The sequence below is a fragment of the Paenibacillus aurantiacus genome, from assembly GCF_042431225.1.
GTDB lineage: Bacteria > Bacillota > Bacilli > Paenibacillales > Paenibacillaceae > Paenibacillus_Z > Paenibacillus_Z aurantiacus.
In genome coordinates this window covers 126,375-141,703 of record NZ_JBHMDO010000038.1, presented here as the reverse complement: position 1 = coordinate 141,703, position 15,329 = coordinate 126,375, and the positions used below count along the sequence as shown (strand labels likewise).

The following is a 15,329-nucleotide window of genomic DNA, read 5'->3' as shown; positions in this document are numbered from 1 at the left end:
AAAAAAATTACACTTCGCGAGCGGTCGTATGGCGTATATTCCCTAATTATTGAAACGAACGCGAAACGCAGCCCATATAAGACGTCTACGGGCCGGGTCTATACTGAAGTCACACCCGTTCAAGGTGAACCACAAAGGGAGGCTTAACCACGAATGAGACCAAAGAAAAAATGGGGACTTGCTTTAACGCTTGCTGTCATGATGTCTGTTGTAACCGCTTGCGGCGGCGGCAATGGCGGGAATACGATGAATAACGGGAACACGGGAGGCAATGAAGCGGCAACGACGGCGCCTGCTAATAATGGCGGCGGCAATGCGGCTGCCGGCGACAAGAAAATTACGCTCGGCTTCGCGCAGGTCGGCGCCGAGAGCGGCTGGCGGACGGCCAATACGAAGTCGATCCAGGATTCGGCCAAGGAAGTCGGCTACGAGCTGAAATTCTCCGACGCCCAGCAGAAGCAAGAGAACCAAATCAAGGCGATCCGCTCGTACATCCAGCAGAAGGTCGACGTCATCGCGTTCTCGCCGGTCGTGGAATCGGGCTGGGATACGGTGCTGAAGGAAGCGAAGGACGCGGGCATTCCGGTCATCCTGACCGACCGCGCGGTCGATTCGGCCGACAAGTCGCTGTACAAAACATTCATCGGCTCCGACTTCGTCGAAGAAGGACGCAAGGCCGGCCAATGGCTCGCGGATAAGTACAAAGATGCGCAAGAAGACGTCAACATCGTCGAGCTGCAGGGCACGACGGGTTCCGCGCCGGCGAACGACCGCAAGGCGGGCTTCGCGGAGAAGATCGCCGCCAATCCGAAGCTGAAAGTCATCGCGTCCCAGACCGGCGACTTCACGCGCGCCAAGGGCAAGGAAGTTATGCAGGCGTTCTTGAAGGCGCACAAAGATATCGACGTCCTGTACGCGCACAACGACGACATGGCGCTCGGCGCGATCCAAGCGATCGAAGCCGCGGGTCTGAAGCCGGGCGAAGACATCGTCATCATCTCGGTCGACGCGGTCAAAGACGGCATGCAGGCAGCCGCTGACGGCAAAATCAACTTCATCGTCGAGTGTAACCCGCTGCTCGGACCGCAGCTGATGGAAGCGGTGCAAGCGGTCGTCGACGGCAAAGAGATCGAAGCGCGCATCGTCACCGACGAGACCACGTTCACCTCGGAGCAGGCCAAGGAAGCGCTGCCGTCCCGCCAATATTAATCGGATGCAGATCACGAAGACAAGTTCATCGGCCAGCTGTCTTGGCCGGGGGACTTGTCTTCTGAATAAAGGAGAGGAATCGGCGTGAATGTGCATACCCCGATTTTACAAATGACGGGCATTACGAAGCGCTTCCCCGGCGTGAAGGCGCTGTCGAACGTGGACTTCCGGTTGTTCCCCGGCGAAGTGCACGCGTTAATGGGGGAGAACGGCGCGGGCAAATCGACCCTTATTAAAGTGTTGACCGGCGTCTACTCCATTGATGAAGGAAGCGTTGCGATGGAGGGGAAGGCCGTCTCGATTTCGGGCCCGCTGGCGGCGCAGAAGGCCGGGATCAGCACCGTGTATCAAGAAGTGAATCTGTGCCCGAATTTGACCGTCGCCGAGAATATCTACATCGGGCGAGAGCCGCGGAAGTTCGGCCGCATTCAGTGGAAGAAGATGAACAAGGACGCGGAGCAGCTGTTGAAGGAGCGGTTGAACCTATCCATCGACGTTACGGTGCCGCTGCAGACGTATTCGGTCGCCATCCAGCAGCTGGTCGCGATCGCGCGAGCGCTTAGCATATCCGCCAAGGTGCTCATTCTGGACGAACCGACGTCGAGCCTGGATCAGACCGAGGTGCAGCAGCTGTTCCGCATCATGCGCAAGCTGAAGAGCGAAGGACTGGCGATTCTGTTCGTCACCCACTTCCTGGACCAGGTGTATGAGATGTCGGACCGGCTCACGGTGCTGCGGGGCGGCGAGCTGGAAGGGGAGTATATGGCCGCGGAGCTGCCGCGGTTCGAGCTGGTGCTGAAGATGATCGGCAAAGACTTGAAGCTGCTGGAGGAGCTGCCGAAGCTGTCCGCCGAATCGGCCAGCTCGAGAGGCCAGACGATGCTGACCGCCGCAGGTCTCGCGCGCAAGGGCGCGATCAAACCGTTCGATCTGACCATCCTCAAAGGCGAGGTCGTCGGCTTGGCCGGGCTGCTCGGCTCGGGCCGGACGGAGATCGCAAGGCTGCTGTTCGGCGTGGACCGCAGCGACGAAGGGAAGCTCTCGGTGGCAGGCAGCGGGAGCGGCGTGAAGTCGCCGCGCGGCGCGATCGATCAAGGCATCGCCTTCTGCTCGGAGAACCGCAAGACGGAGGGCATCATCGACGATCTGACCGTCCGGGAGAACATCATTTTGGCGTTCCAGGCGACCCGGGGCTGGTTCCGGCCGCTGCCGAGGAAGAAGCAGGATGAGATCGCGGATCAATATATTAAGATGCTCAACATCAATCCGCCGAATCCCGAGCATCTGATCAAGAACTTGAGCGGCGGCAATCAGCAGAAGGTGCTGCTCGCCCGCTGGCTGCTGACCGAGCCCGATCTGCTCATACTCGACGAGCCGACGCGAGGCATCGATATCGGCGCCAAGGCCGAGATCCAGAAGCTGGTGCTCTCGCTCGCGAAGCAGGGCATGTCGGTGTTGTTCATCTCGTCCGAGCTGGAAGAAGTGATTCGGGTCAGCGACCGGATCACCGTGCTGCGGGACCGGGAGGTCGTACGGGAATTAAGCGGCGACCAAATCAACCAGCAGCAAATTATGCAAGCGATGGCAGGGGGATAAGTCTATGGGGGGCAAGCTGGTCCGGCATCATTTATTCTGGCCGCTGTGCGTGCTTGGCGCATTACTGTTATTCAATCTTCTCTATTCGCCGGATTTCTTCTCGCTCGTGCTGCGGGATGGCAATCTGTACGGAAGTCTCATCGATATTCTCAATTTCGGCGCGCCGCTCATGCTCGTCTCGATCGGCATGACGCTCGTCATCGCGACAGGCGGCATTGATCTGTCCGTCGGCTCCATCGTCGCGATCTCCGGCGCCATCGCGTGCCTATCGATCAGCAAGGGGACCGATCAAAGCTCCATGCTGCTCGTCTTGACCGCGGTCGGCGCTGCTGTCCTACTGTCGCTCGTGCTGGGACTATGGAACGGGGCGCTCGTCACCGTGACCCGGATTCAGCCGATCATCGCCACGCTCATCCTGATGGTGGCCGGGCGCGGCATCGCGCAGCTCATTACGAGCGGACAGATCATTACCGTCTCCAATCCGAACTATGAATATATCGGCGCGGGCTCGCTTGCGTCCTTGCCGTTCTCTATTTTCATCGTGGCGGGGATGCTCGTGCTCGCCACGCTGCTGACACGCCGGACGGCGCTCGGCTTGTTCATCGAATCGGTCGGCAGCAACGCGAATGCGAGCCGCCTGGCGGGCATACGTTCACGGACGGTTATTCTGGCGGTCTACGTGTTCTGCGGCTTGTGCGCGGGGATTGCGGGTCTCATCCTGAGCGCCAACGTGTCCAGCGCGGATGGCAACAACGCGGGGCTATGGTATGAGTTGGATGCGATCTTGGCGGTCGTCATCGGCGGCACGTCGCTGAACGGCGGCCGGTTCTATCTGATGGGGACCGTCATCGGCGCGCTGATCATTCAGACGCTCACGACCACGATTTATATGATCGGCGTGCCGCCGGAGATTACGCTCGTCGTCAAAGCGTTCGTCGTGCTCGCCGTCTGCTTGATCCAATCCGATACGTTCCGCAAGACACTGGCGCTTCGGTGGAAGAAACGGCATTACCCGGCCGAACAGGAGGTTACCCGCCATGCTTAACCGCAAATACATGCCCATCCTCGTCACCTTCGGCCTCTTGGCCGTCATGTTCGCGGCGGGCTCGTTCCGATATACCGGATTTTTCTCCGCGCAGGTGCTGTTCAATCTGCTGATCGACAATTCGTTCCTCATTATTACGGCGGTGGGCATGACCTTCGTCATCGTGTCCGGCGGCATCGATTTATCGGTCGGCTCCGTCATCGCGCTGACGACGATGGTCAGCGCGAGTCTGGTCGAACAGCATGGCTGGACGCCGGCGGTCGTCATTCCGCTCGTGCTCGTCATGGGGGCCGCGTTCGGAACGGTCATGGGCGCGATCATCCATTATTTCAAAATCCAGCCGTTCATCGTGACGTTGGCCGGGATGTTCCTCGCCCGCGGCCTGTGCTACGTCATCAGCATCGATACGATTACGATCACGAACGGCTTCTTTACGAAGGTGGCCCAGACGAAGATTACGCTCCCCGGCGGCAGCTTCATCTCGATCAACGTCGTCATCGCGCTCGCGGTCGTAGCCTGCGCTATCTATCTGGCGCACTACACGCGATTCGGCCGCAACGCCTACGCGATCGGCGGCAGCGAGCAATCCGCGCTGCTCATGGGCTTGCCCGTGGCGCGCACGAAGATTCTGATCTACGCGTTTAGCGGCTTCTGCTCCGCGCTGGCCGGCGTGGTGTTCACGTTCTACATGCTGTCCGGCTACGGACTGCACGCAATGGGCCTCGAGCTCGACACGATCGCGGCGGTCGTCATCGGCGGCACGCTGCTGACAGGCGGCGTCGGCTACGTCGCCGGCACTTTCATCGGCGTGTTGATCCAAGGGGTCATCCAAACTATAATTAGCTTCGAAGGCACGCTGAGCTCGTGGTGGACGAAGATCGTCATCGGCCTGCTCTTGTTCGTCTTCATTTTGTTCCAACGATTACTGAGCGAACGGCGCGTGTCGCTCAAGACATAAAAGCAGACTTGCGTATGCGGAGCGGAAAGGGGGCGGGACATGAGGAGAGCGATCCACGCAGCCATGCTGTGCTTCATCGCGGTGCTCGCTCTGCTCGCGCTGCAGGGGTGCAGCGCGAATAACGCCGAAACCAAACCATACGCTGTAACGGCCCTAGAGGTCGAGCCGGAGGCGCTCCCGTCTTTCGGCGATTGGCTGCAAACGTCGGCTTCGGAGATGAAGCCGGATACGCCGATCACGCTTGGCTTCTCGCAGCTTGGCAAGGAGAGCGCCTGGCGTATCGCCAACACGGCGTCCGTGCAGGAAGCGGCGGCGGAATCCGGCATCCGGCTCGTCATGAAGAACGCGGAGCAATCCCAGAAGAAGCAATTCGAGGCGATACGCGCCTTCATCGCGATGAAGGTGGACGTGATCGCGATCGCGCCCGTCGTGGAATCGGGCTGGGAGGGCATTCTGCGGGAGGCGAAGGCCGCCGGTATTCCGGTCGTCATTCTGGACCGGTCCGTGAACGTGAAGGACACGTCGCTGTTCGTCACGACGATCGGCTCGGATTTCGAAGAAGAGGGCGAGAAGGCGGGCAAGTATCTGCTCGACCGGATGCGCAATCGTCCGGGACCGATTCGCATAGCCGAGCTGCAGGGCACCAGCGGATCGGCGCCGTCCATCCAACGCGGAGAAGGGTTCCGAAGCGTGCTCGCCGGACGCGCGGACATGACGATCACGCAGAGCGCGCCGGCTGATTTCACCGAAGACAAGGGCCGGGCGATCATGCGGGATTTCTTGAAGGCGCCGGCGGAGAAGCGGCCGGACGTATTGTTCGCGCACAATGACGATATGGCTCTGGGCGCGATCGACGCGATCGAGGAAGCCGGCTTGAAGCCGGGCGAGGATATCCTCGTTATCTCGGTAGACGGCTCGCGCAGGGCGCTCGCGGAACTCGCGGCCGGCAAGCTGAACGCCGTCGTCGAATGCAATCCGCTCATCGGCCCGCAGCTCATGCAGGCGGCCAAGGAAATCATGGCAGGCCGGACGCTGCCCAAGCGCATGGTGCCGCCGGAGGACGTCTTCACGCAGGAGCGCGCGGCTGAAGTCGTGAGCGGGCGTAAGTATTGAAGGGAGCGGAATAAAGGCCAGAGGGGGCGGATGTCCCATCTGGCCTTTTTTTGTTGCCGGTGAAAATTGCTTTTCCTGCTGAAACTTATGGGTCGTCGATGCAGATTTCATCGCAATCTTGTATGCTAACAGGAATGGACAGATTAATTCGTTCAATTGATGAAATAAGGGGACGCCATCAATGCAAAGACATGTTCGATTAAACATAAGAGGATCGGCTTCTGATTTATCCAAGATCGTATCGATTATGGAAGGCAAGGTGGATGAAATCTCCTCCCATACGATGGAATACGGATTCATCACCATAAGAAGCGACCAAGCTCGAGAAGGCTATCTCATCTTATTAAAGCTGATCGAGGAGCGTAATTTAGATTACTCCTATGCGGAAAGTCGAAGCTATACCAAAAAAGAGATGGCAGCAGCCGCTTTCTTTCATATGAATGTTCCTTATATGTGGGAGCAGCCCGAAAGGGATGCTGCTTATTATGGAACACGGTTCAACAACACCAATATGGGCTGCGAGTGCCAATGGCAGCAAGCATCCGAGTTAATGCTGGACGTGAAGAAGATGAAGAAGTGGCAGCTCGTCACCATGGCCCCGCAGTTTGTCGTCACCGAGCACGCGATGAATACGATCCTCGATTACGGGCTGAGCGGCTGCGAATTCTCGCCGGCCCACGATTATAAAGGCCGTGAACTAGGCGCTGTTTATCAGATGCACATCACTAGTATTCTTCCGCTATTAAACCCGCGAACGAGAATCGAGACCGATTATCGCCATGCACAATGCCGACACTGCGTCAGCGGCGTATTTCCCAGATCGGAGCTGTTTTATGAGCAAGCCGATTTTGCAGCGGCGCAGGACTTTAACTTGACGTATGAGCGGCTTAATGGTCTTGTCGTTAGGGAGCCGGTGGTCAGCAGGAACGTGAGAGATGCTTTTAGAGCGAATCGAATAAAGGTTCATGGTTATGATCCGGTTGCTCTTTTATAGCATGCTGCTATCGGGCGGCGAAAGCGAACGGAGCGTTGCATAGCGGCTGAATAGCATAACTCGATGCGTCCGGGCTAAAATGGATAGCCCGCTCTTTTTCGGGAGCTCGTTGAAAAAATGCACAGGAGGAGACAACGTTGGACACCCATTATTTCAAGGCCATATGTCTGAATGTAACGACCTATAAGAATATATCGCCACTTGGCGAGCAGCTTGGCGGGGTCCTCCAACAGATCCTTGAAACCTATGTCCCTTTCACAACGCATAATTTACTCATTGAAATCGAAAAAACAAATGGCCAGTATCGACAGCTGCCATTCTCAGACTCTGCTATGGGATTAATAAATACTCTCCTCTCTAAAAAGGAACTGCTGACGTTGGCCATTAGCGATGCCCCTAATGAGGACGAGGATACCTTTCCCCAAGACTTTAGATTCGCGATCACGCTTAACCGCGCCGCTGCCTTCCCTCCAGAGACGCATAAGAACATGCTGTTCCCGAATGAAGTGAGCTTCTCGCTTAGCGAACGACTATTCAGTAATCAAATACCTTCTGCGGTGCAAGCGGATTTTATTCGGCTATATCAATCCCTCATTCAGCTAACTTCAGGCATAGCGGGTTTTATTACGTATGAGACTATCAGTGCTTCATATGAAATGACAACGCCGTTTGAGGCACGCTATGGGATCAGACAAATTACCCCGCAACCAGGTTTTCATTCCTATGTACGCGGGTGCTTCTGGGTGAATTTTTTGAATCGTTCGCAGATCGACGCCTTAGGCGGAATAGACAATGTTCGAAAGCAATCGCCAGGAGCTGTGATCCAAATGGGAGATACAGGGGCAACGATACAGGCAACAAATGATATCAATAGCTGCACGGATAATGACTTGAATAATTTAAGCGCTTTTCTTTCGCCTCTATTTCCGCCTGAAGCAAGAGACCCACAATTTCCGCTTCTTATTCGGGAGGAGTCTTCGCGAGGAACGGGGCTGGGAGAATCATCGGAATTGGTCTCTGGGGGCTTCCCGGCAAAGGTCGGGCGGAGGTTCAACGCATCTCCCAAAAAAAGTAGACGTTAACTGTGGTACACACTTCAACCGGCTGAACGGGAGAGTTTGATTATAGTGAATTTGGCGCTTGCCCGATCGATACGCGCATTGGTAGACTGGTAATCCTGCCAAAACGAGAGGACGCGGCCGATGAAGCGTTCGGCCGGCAACCGGGAACTTGGCCAGAGCGCCGAGCGCAGACGCGCAAGGACGTTTACGCGGTAACGAGGAAACCGATCGCGTTCGTCCGTCTTCAAAAGACAGAAGATTGCGACGATTGATTGCTTGCGAGATTAGCCCGTCCATAGAACGGAAAATACTAGAGGCAGAACGAGAAGGAGGCGCATGCATGAACACGGATTTTATCGAAATCGTGAACGCCCGCGAGAACAATCTCAAGAACGTGACTGTCCGGATCCCGAAGGGTAAAATCACCATCTTCACCGGGGTGTCCGGCTCGGGCAAATCCTCGATCGTCTGTACGAAGGACCGCCGGCGGGCATCCGGGATTGCGATCGTTCGGTTACGGCGCGTTATTTGTAAGGATAGCTCAAAGCATGCACGCATGACGCTATTGGCCAGCCAGTGTAGGGCAGCCTCCCATAAGGGGCTGCCTTTTGTGCATCGGATACGTGCTCTATTGGCGGAGATCTGCTTTATGGATAGAGACGACGGAAATAGGCGGCGAACGGGTTAAACTTCGAGACAACAGGGCACACTGGGTTCTGATAGTCGGGGTGACGGGATGAAAATGGAGCTTTAGCCGGCCGCCATCGATTGATCCACGCATGTAGGAGCGGGTGCTGTGGTTAATTTATGGGACGAGCTCATATCGGGCAATAAGAACTACTATATTTTGTTGATCGCCGTTGTCATTTCCTTAACAGGGACGCTGTGGGTGTGGAAGACAAGCTGGAAGTACTATGGGCGTGTATATGGGATTGCTGCCTCGGTGGGAACCATTATCTGCGGGTTATTCGTGGCGCTTGGCTACTATAAATTCGATTCACTGCTCTTCCCGGTACTAAAGATCCCTGTTTCCCTGCTGCTGACGCTGTTTCCCTTCTACGTGCTATTTGGCGTGAAATACAGTCCCAAGCCTTGGCCTTGGAAAATCCCGTATTATTGGGGAATCGTCCATGTCGGCGTTTTCTTCGAAACGATGCTCGTGCAGTTCACCGACATTATCCAGTTCAAATCCAAATGGGACATCTGGGACTCCTACACGTGGTGGTGGATTTTCCTGCTGGTGTTCGAATACGTGGGCGGCCTCTGCGTACCTGAGCAGTATCGAAGGCCATTGGACAAAAGATTGTTTCATTTCGGGAGGACCGGCTGGCTGCTGCTGCATTTTATATTGATATTGACCATCTTCATGGCGGGCTATTATGTCGGAAAGTATTCCTGAAGGAAGGCGGTCGGCTGAATGGCGGCGGCGGGATGCGGCGAGGTGATCGCGCCTTCGGTTGCGATGCATGTTTAGCAACATCCGGGAAATAGTACAGAGGGAGGTGTACGTCGTGGATCAAGGGCAGTCGCAGTATTTCGAACGGATTCGGCAAGTGAAGATGGAAGAAGCGTCATCCCTCCATCGCTATTGGCTGCAGTACTCGAATATGGGCACGTGGCAGTTTTGGCTGTTGGCCGCGCTATTCCTCATCCCGTTGATCATGCTGTTCTGGAGACTGGATCGCAGCAAAGCGCTGCTGCTTGGCTTCTTCGGCTTGAACGTGCATGTCTGGTTCAGCTACATCGATACGTTCGGGGTCGAGCAGGGCTTATGGGGCTACCCTTTCAAATTCGTACCTTTCTTGCCGGAAAGCATCACGCTGGATACGGCGCTGGTTCCCGTAAGCTTCATGCTGCTCTATCAATGGTGCATGCACACCCGGCGGAATTTCTATCTATTCGGCGCCGCGCTGTGCGCAGCCTTTGCGTTCGTCCTGAAGCCGATCATGGTGCAGCTGGATTTGTTCCACATGTACAGGTGGATGAATTTCGTCTACTTGTTCCTAATATACGGTCTTGTCTTCGGGTTATCCGTCGGCGTCACGGCGATCTTCCTGGCCTTGCGCAAATCCGGCGACGACAGTTCCTTCGGTCGGGACGGAATCGTCAAATTGCCGGGGAGAAATACGTTCCGGGTCAAAGCGAAATAACGCGTCATGTATCAAATGAAGGAGCAGACTGCCACGCAGACGCTCCTTTTTTATTTTGTCCCGAAATGAAGAGGCATTGGGCAAGGAACGACAGCCGGCCTGGCACAGGCGGGCTTTTTTTGTTCACCTTGCGGGACGATTGTGAATAAAGAATATCTTATAAGCGGCGCGCTTCCAGCCGATATAAAGGTAGAGCAACGACACGAATGTGGAGATTTCCTGACTTTGGGCAGAATGCCGTAAATAATTTGAGGTACTTGGCAGTACCAATTATTTTAATCTATTAACAATAGTGATAAACTAAGAGAAGGTAAATACGCTGATTCATCAAACGCGGTGTGACGTGGTCGCGCCCTTGCTTACTTGCTGTAGCTCCTAAGCAGGAGCGCCTACATCCTTTCTGCAATGCTTAGGTATGCAATTCTTAGGGGATAGGAAGGTTATAATGAGCAGTCAAACGAAAACAGACGTTATCTTGATTGGTGCCGGAATCATGAGTGCTACGTTGGGGGCGCTGCTGAAAGAGCTGGTGCCGGAATGGAAGATCACGGTGTTCGAACGCCGCGCGGTCGCGGGCGAGGAGAGCTCCAACGAATGGAACAATGCGGGGACGGGACACGCTTCCCTCTGCGAACTGAACTACACGACGGAGAAGCCGGACGGAACCGTGGACATCAGCAAGGCGATCAAAGTCAACGAAGAGTACCAGGTTTCCAAGCAGTTCTGGTCCTATCTGGTGGGCAGCAAACTGATCCGCAATCCACGGGACTTTATCGTTTCCGTGCCACATATGAGCTTTGTTCAAGGGAATAAAGACGTCAGCTTCTTGCGCAAACGGTACGCGGCGATGTCCGCCAATCCGCTGTTCGAGGGGATGGAATTCTCCGAAGACCCGAATAAGCTGGCCGAATGGATTCCGCTGATGATGAAAGACCGGAGCGGGAATCAGCCGATCGCGGCGACGAGAAGCGAAGCCGGAACGGACGTCAACTTTGGCGCTTTAACGCGCATGCTGCTCGAGCACTTGGAGCGCAAAGGCGTCGATATTCAATACAACCGTCAAGTGGACGATATCAAGCGCGCATCCGACGGCTCGTGGGAGATGAAAGTGCGCAATGCCGGAAGCGGCGCGGTCGAGCGCCATACGGCGAAGTTCGTCTTCGTCGGCGGCGGCGGCGGAAGCCTGCATCTGCTGCAGAAATCCGGCATACCGGAAGGCAAGAGCATCGGCGGCTTCCCCGTCAGCGGCCTGTTCATGGTGTGCAACAACCCGGAGGTCGTCAAGCAGCATAACGCGAAAGTATACGGCCAAGCCCCGGTCGGCGCGCCGCCGATGTCCGTGCCGCATCTGGACACCAGGCTCATCGAAGGCAAGCAATCGCTGCTGTTCGGGCCGTTCGCCGGCTTCACGCCGAAGTTCCTGAAATTCGGGTCCAATCTGGACTTGTTCAAGTCGATCAAGCCGCATAACCTCGTGACGATGATGGCGGCGGGCGTCAAGAACATGTCGCTCACTACGTATCTGATCAAGCAGCTGATGCTCTCGAAAGAGCAGCGGATGGACGAATTGCGCCAATTCATTCCGAACGCCAAAAGCGAGGATTGGGAATTGATCGTCGCCGGCCAACGCGTACAGATCATCAAGGATACAGCCGCAGGCAAAGGCACGCTGCAATTCGGCACGGAAGTTATCAGCGCCGCCGACGGTTCGATCGCCGCGCTGCTCGGCGCGTCGCCGGGTGCATCCACCGCGGTGTCCGTCATGCTCGAGGTGATCGAGAAGTGCTTCCCGCAGCAGTTGAAAGCGTGGGAGCCGAAGATCAAAGAAATGATTCCTTCTTATGGGCAGCCGCTGCTGAAGAATCCGGCACTTATTCGCGAGATTCATTCCACGACGGCGCAGACGCTCGGTCTGGTCGACACGACGTCGGCCGCAGACAGCGCGCCAAGCCGCAACGAAGTCCTCATTTAATTCATATTAGCGATCGACAGCACGATCGCATACGGAGATAGGGAGCTGGTGCCTTTGGGCATCGGCTCCTTATTTATTTGGTTAGCGGTAAGCGGAAGGCGTATTAGAGCGGAACTTTTTGGGAAAATTCTCGTCTTAGGTGGTAACGCAAGCGATGAGAGAGCGAGGGAAGCGTACAATGCGCAAATGGCGTCTTATGGCGATGGCCGCGGGCGGCATGCTTCTGGCAGGCGCCGTTGTTTATTCGTATTATGGCGAAGAAAGCAGCTTGCAGCCGATACAAGAGGACAAGTCTGCCGTGAATGCCGCGGCATCCGATGCGAGGGCCGAGAACGATCGGCCGCTTCGGCCAGAGACGAGTCCGCAGCCCGAGTCCCGGCAAGTACAGGCGAAGACGGCATTCGATTCGCTGCAAATCCGGACTATTCCGGATGCGGAAGGATTTCGGCTGGAGATGCAGCCGTCAGCGGGGCTTTATGTGCAAAAGACCCTCAGCATGAACGAACGCGTCGTTCATGTCGTCAACCGGTACGGCGAGGAGGAGCGGGGCGGCGGCGATCGCCTGGAAGCGGTCGTCGTCGAGCCCGGTTCGGCAGAGGCGCGGTCCTATCTATTATTCGAGTATCCCTACCATCTGCAAAGCGCAACTCCCGTCATGGCAGTGGATGAGGGGCATGTCGTCTTCGTCCGCCCTACTGAACAGAACGGCACGATTATTTACGATCTGGCGAAGTTCGATCCGGCTGACGGCAGAGTGGCCGTCGTCGCGGAACGATTCTGGTCGCAGCCGCTGGAGAATAAGCAAGAGCCGGATTTTCTGCTTGGCATGCATGTGGCGCAAGGGGAGAACGGTGGGGATAAGGTGCTGGTGACAAGCTTCAAGGGGAGAACGTGGCTGATCGACTGGGCGAGCAGACGTGTACAGGCGAGTCCGGGCGCGAGCTATCCGGCTTACGGCGATCCGGGCAGCTCGCCGACGCGCGAGCTGCTCTTCCCTTCGCCTGATCTCACCCGCATGGTGTACCAGCCGAAGGCGGGCCGGCAGTTCCAGGTGCTGGAACCGGCGGGCGACAAGGTTGTAGCCGAATTCGGCTTCGGCGAAGGGAGGGCGCTCATGAACCCGGGGATTAGCTGGAATGCCGAGAGCACGCGATTTTACCAGGAATTCGGCGACGGGAGCCGGACCTTGGCCGCGCGTTCGGACACCGGTCTGCACCTGTATGCGCAGAGCGTCCGGTTCTACGACCGTAACGGCAAGCCGGAGCGGACGTTCACGCTGCGGGGGCCGGCCGACGCGCGCATGAACGTGTACGGCTGGGCGTCCGAGCACGAGGTGTGGCTGGAGACGTTCCGCGTCCATACGCTCAAGGGTGATACCGAGCCGAAGAAGCGGGATATCGCGTACAAGCGGTACGATATCCGAACAGGCGTCCTGACCGATTATCGGACGGCTGGGTCGCCGGAGGACTTGAAGCAGCCGGTAATCGTGCAGCCGTTCGACCAGCCCGCCGCTTTCGTCCGCCGCTCTTACCTGCTCGCCGACAACAACAGCCGAACGATCTGGCCGTCGCCGCATCCTGCATCCGCCATTGCGACGGAGCGGGGACTCTACCTGCATGTACCGTCCGACGTGGGCGATGCGCTGTATCGATGGACGAAGGCGGAGCCGTCATGGCGGTGGCTGGACGGACGAACGTTCGCAATGGACGAGCGCGCAGGAGAGGGCGTGGCTTGGCGGCTGGACGCGCCGGTCATTCATCGCGATCGCTGGCTGGTCTACGTCGACCGCGATCCGATCGACGGAGAACGGGCGATCCGGTATGCGAAGACGCCGAACTCGGTACAGCAGACGGCAGGGGGGCTGCCGATCCTGCCCCCGTCAATCTCGGAAGCGCCGGAGCTGAACGAGTGGTGGACGCGTGAGGGCTATTACAAGCCGGCCGAGAAGGAAGCGGGCGCGCGCGTGCTGGGGAAGTCGCGCTATGGGACGATCCGGCTGAAGCCCCAAGCCGGCGAAGTAGCGGATGTCCAGGAAGACGGCTTGCAGTTTTACGGCGACTATACCGTCACCTTCGAGGCCAGGGCGGGTGCGCGCAAGGAGCTGCCCGCTATACAGGGATTGCGGCTGGAGCAAGAGGCGAGCTTGGCGCATATGGAGCGCGTCTCGTTCGACGGCTGGGATTTGCTGCTGTTTCGTCCGCAGCAGTATCTTTTCGGCAAAGGGTTAGCCCCAAATAATCCGCGATATTTGCGCGCCTTTGCGGTGACCCGTAAAGGCGAGGCATTCCCGCTCGTCTTCCGGTACGCGGACCGTTCAAGGGGTGTGGGGGAGCGCAGTCTGACGGAGCTGCCGCTTGATGACAATCAGCCCGTTCGCCGGCAGGGCGAGACGATCGTGATGATGGCGGGCAAGGATCAGCTTGAGCTGACGCTGCAGCCGAATTTGGCCGGCCATGAGCTCATCGTGACGGACGCATCCGACCGCAGACGCGAGAGCGAGCAGATGCGCCTGCTGGCGGAGCGATATACCGAGCTGATCGAGCAGGCGCTCGGACTGGACGAATCCTTGAGTTTGCCGAAAGGGCCGCTGGAAGCCAACCAGCTGATCTCGCTATTCACCGAGGAGGCGTGGAACAATCCGGGCTTCCAGCGGCTGAAGGGCGATTTCGACGAGCAACGCACAAGCGGGCATCCCTCCCGCGCCTTCTCCTGGCCGCCGATCGACATCGTGTCCGTCGCGCCGGATACCGTCCGATTCACGATGACGCTGAATCTGTTCTACGCGATCGGGCACGCCGCCCACCTGGAGGTCGCGTTGAAACTTGAGGAAGGCGCCTGGAAGATCCATGATCTCGGAACGCTGAATGCGCAGAAGGGCGACGGGGTGCCGGGTTACGACGGATTAGTGATCGAGGATCCATTACGCTTGGAGTAGACGGCGTGATTGGGAGTTTATTGCAGACACAGGCGGCGTATAACCGGTTCCGATGAGACGGTTGTCCGCCGCGTTTTTTGGTGATCGAAGGGGGATAAAGGCGAGGTTCGTCGCTTCGTCAAACACGCGATGCTGCGGGCTTTCGAGGCGGCGGGGTCATTGCAAAATAACGATTTACAAGCGCTGCTCCACCCGCTATCTTTAGTTGTGTAAGGGCTTCCATCATAGTCGGCGGGAGCAGTCGGATCACAAGGTCACGCACCATTGGGAAGATCAATCGAACCGATGAGGAGTGA

11 protein-coding genes and 1 pseudogene are annotated in these 15,329 nt (G+C 57.1%); all 12 read left to right on the top strand.

Annotated elements, in window-relative coordinates:
* Positions 1–153: 153 nt before the first annotated feature.
* The 12 genes and pseudogenes from ACFFSY_RS23720 to ACFFSY_RS23665 all read left to right on the top strand — a co-directional run bounded on the left by ACFFSY_RS23720 (position 154) and on the right by ACFFSY_RS23665 (position 15,033).
* On the top strand, positions 154–1,209 hold the full coding sequence (locus tag ACFFSY_RS23720) for an ABC transporter substrate-binding protein (protein ID WP_377498759.1): 1,056 nt from the start codon (positions 154–156) through the stop codon (positions 1,207–1,209).
* A gap of 84 nt (positions 1,210–1,293) precedes the next feature.
* Positions 1,294–2,805 (top strand): sugar ABC transporter ATP-binding protein, encoded by a 1,512-nt coding sequence (locus tag ACFFSY_RS23715; RefSeq protein WP_377498758.1) that lies wholly within the window; start codon positions 1,294–1,296, stop codon positions 2,803–2,805.
* Between the two features lie 4 nt (positions 2,806–2,809).
* Positions 2,810–3,850: an ABC transporter permease gene (locus tag ACFFSY_RS23710; RefSeq protein WP_377498756.1), complete on the top strand. Its 1,041-nt coding sequence runs from the start codon at positions 2,810–2,812 to the stop codon at positions 3,848–3,850.
* Complete coding sequence (yjfF, locus tag ACFFSY_RS23705) at positions 3,843–4,808, top strand: galactofuranose ABC transporter, permease protein YjfF (protein WP_377498754.1); 966 nt, start codon at positions 3,843–3,845, stop codon at positions 4,806–4,808. The genes ACFFSY_RS23710 and yjfF overlap by 8 nt, the downstream gene beginning before the upstream one ends.
* 39 nt (positions 4,809–4,847) lie before the next feature.
* Positions 4,848–5,921, top strand: a complete 1,074-nt coding sequence (locus tag ACFFSY_RS23700; protein ID WP_377498752.1) for an ABC transporter substrate-binding protein — start codon at positions 4,848–4,850, stop codon at positions 5,919–5,921.
* A 181-nt stretch (positions 5,922–6,102) separates the two neighbouring features.
* Complete coding sequence (locus ACFFSY_RS23695) at positions 6,103–6,915, top strand: hypothetical protein (RefSeq protein ID WP_377498750.1); 813 nt, start codon at positions 6,103–6,105, stop codon at positions 6,913–6,915.
* Between the two features lie 137 nt (positions 6,916–7,052).
* Positions 7,053–7,997: a hypothetical protein gene (locus ACFFSY_RS23690; RefSeq protein WP_377498748.1), complete on the top strand. Its 945-nt coding sequence runs from the start codon at positions 7,053–7,055 to the stop codon at positions 7,995–7,997.
* Between the two features lie 319 nt (positions 7,998–8,316).
* A pseudogene (locus tag ACFFSY_RS23685) lies at positions 8,317–8,445 on the top strand (hypothetical protein); the annotation flags it as partial.
* 327 nt (positions 8,446–8,772) lie between these two features.
* A complete protein-coding gene (locus tag ACFFSY_RS23680; protein WP_377498746.1) occupies positions 8,773–9,375 on the top strand; it encodes a CBO0543 family protein in 603 nt (200 codons plus the stop codon).
* A 112-nt stretch (positions 9,376–9,487) separates the two neighbouring features.
* Positions 9,488–10,126, top strand: a complete 639-nt coding sequence (locus ACFFSY_RS23675; protein ID WP_377498744.1) for a CBO0543 family protein — start codon at positions 9,488–9,490, stop codon at positions 10,124–10,126.
* A gap of 415 nt (positions 10,127–10,541) precedes the next feature.
* Positions 10,542–12,098 (top strand): malate:quinone oxidoreductase, encoded by a 1,557-nt coding sequence (locus tag ACFFSY_RS23670; protein WP_377498742.1) that lies wholly within the window; start codon positions 10,542–10,544, stop codon positions 12,096–12,098.
* Between the two features lie 178 nt (positions 12,099–12,276).
* Positions 12,277–15,033 (top strand): hypothetical protein, encoded by a 2,757-nt coding sequence (locus ACFFSY_RS23665; RefSeq protein ID WP_377498740.1) that lies wholly within the window; start codon positions 12,277–12,279, stop codon positions 15,031–15,033.
* Positions 15,034–15,329: the final 296 nt, after the last annotated feature.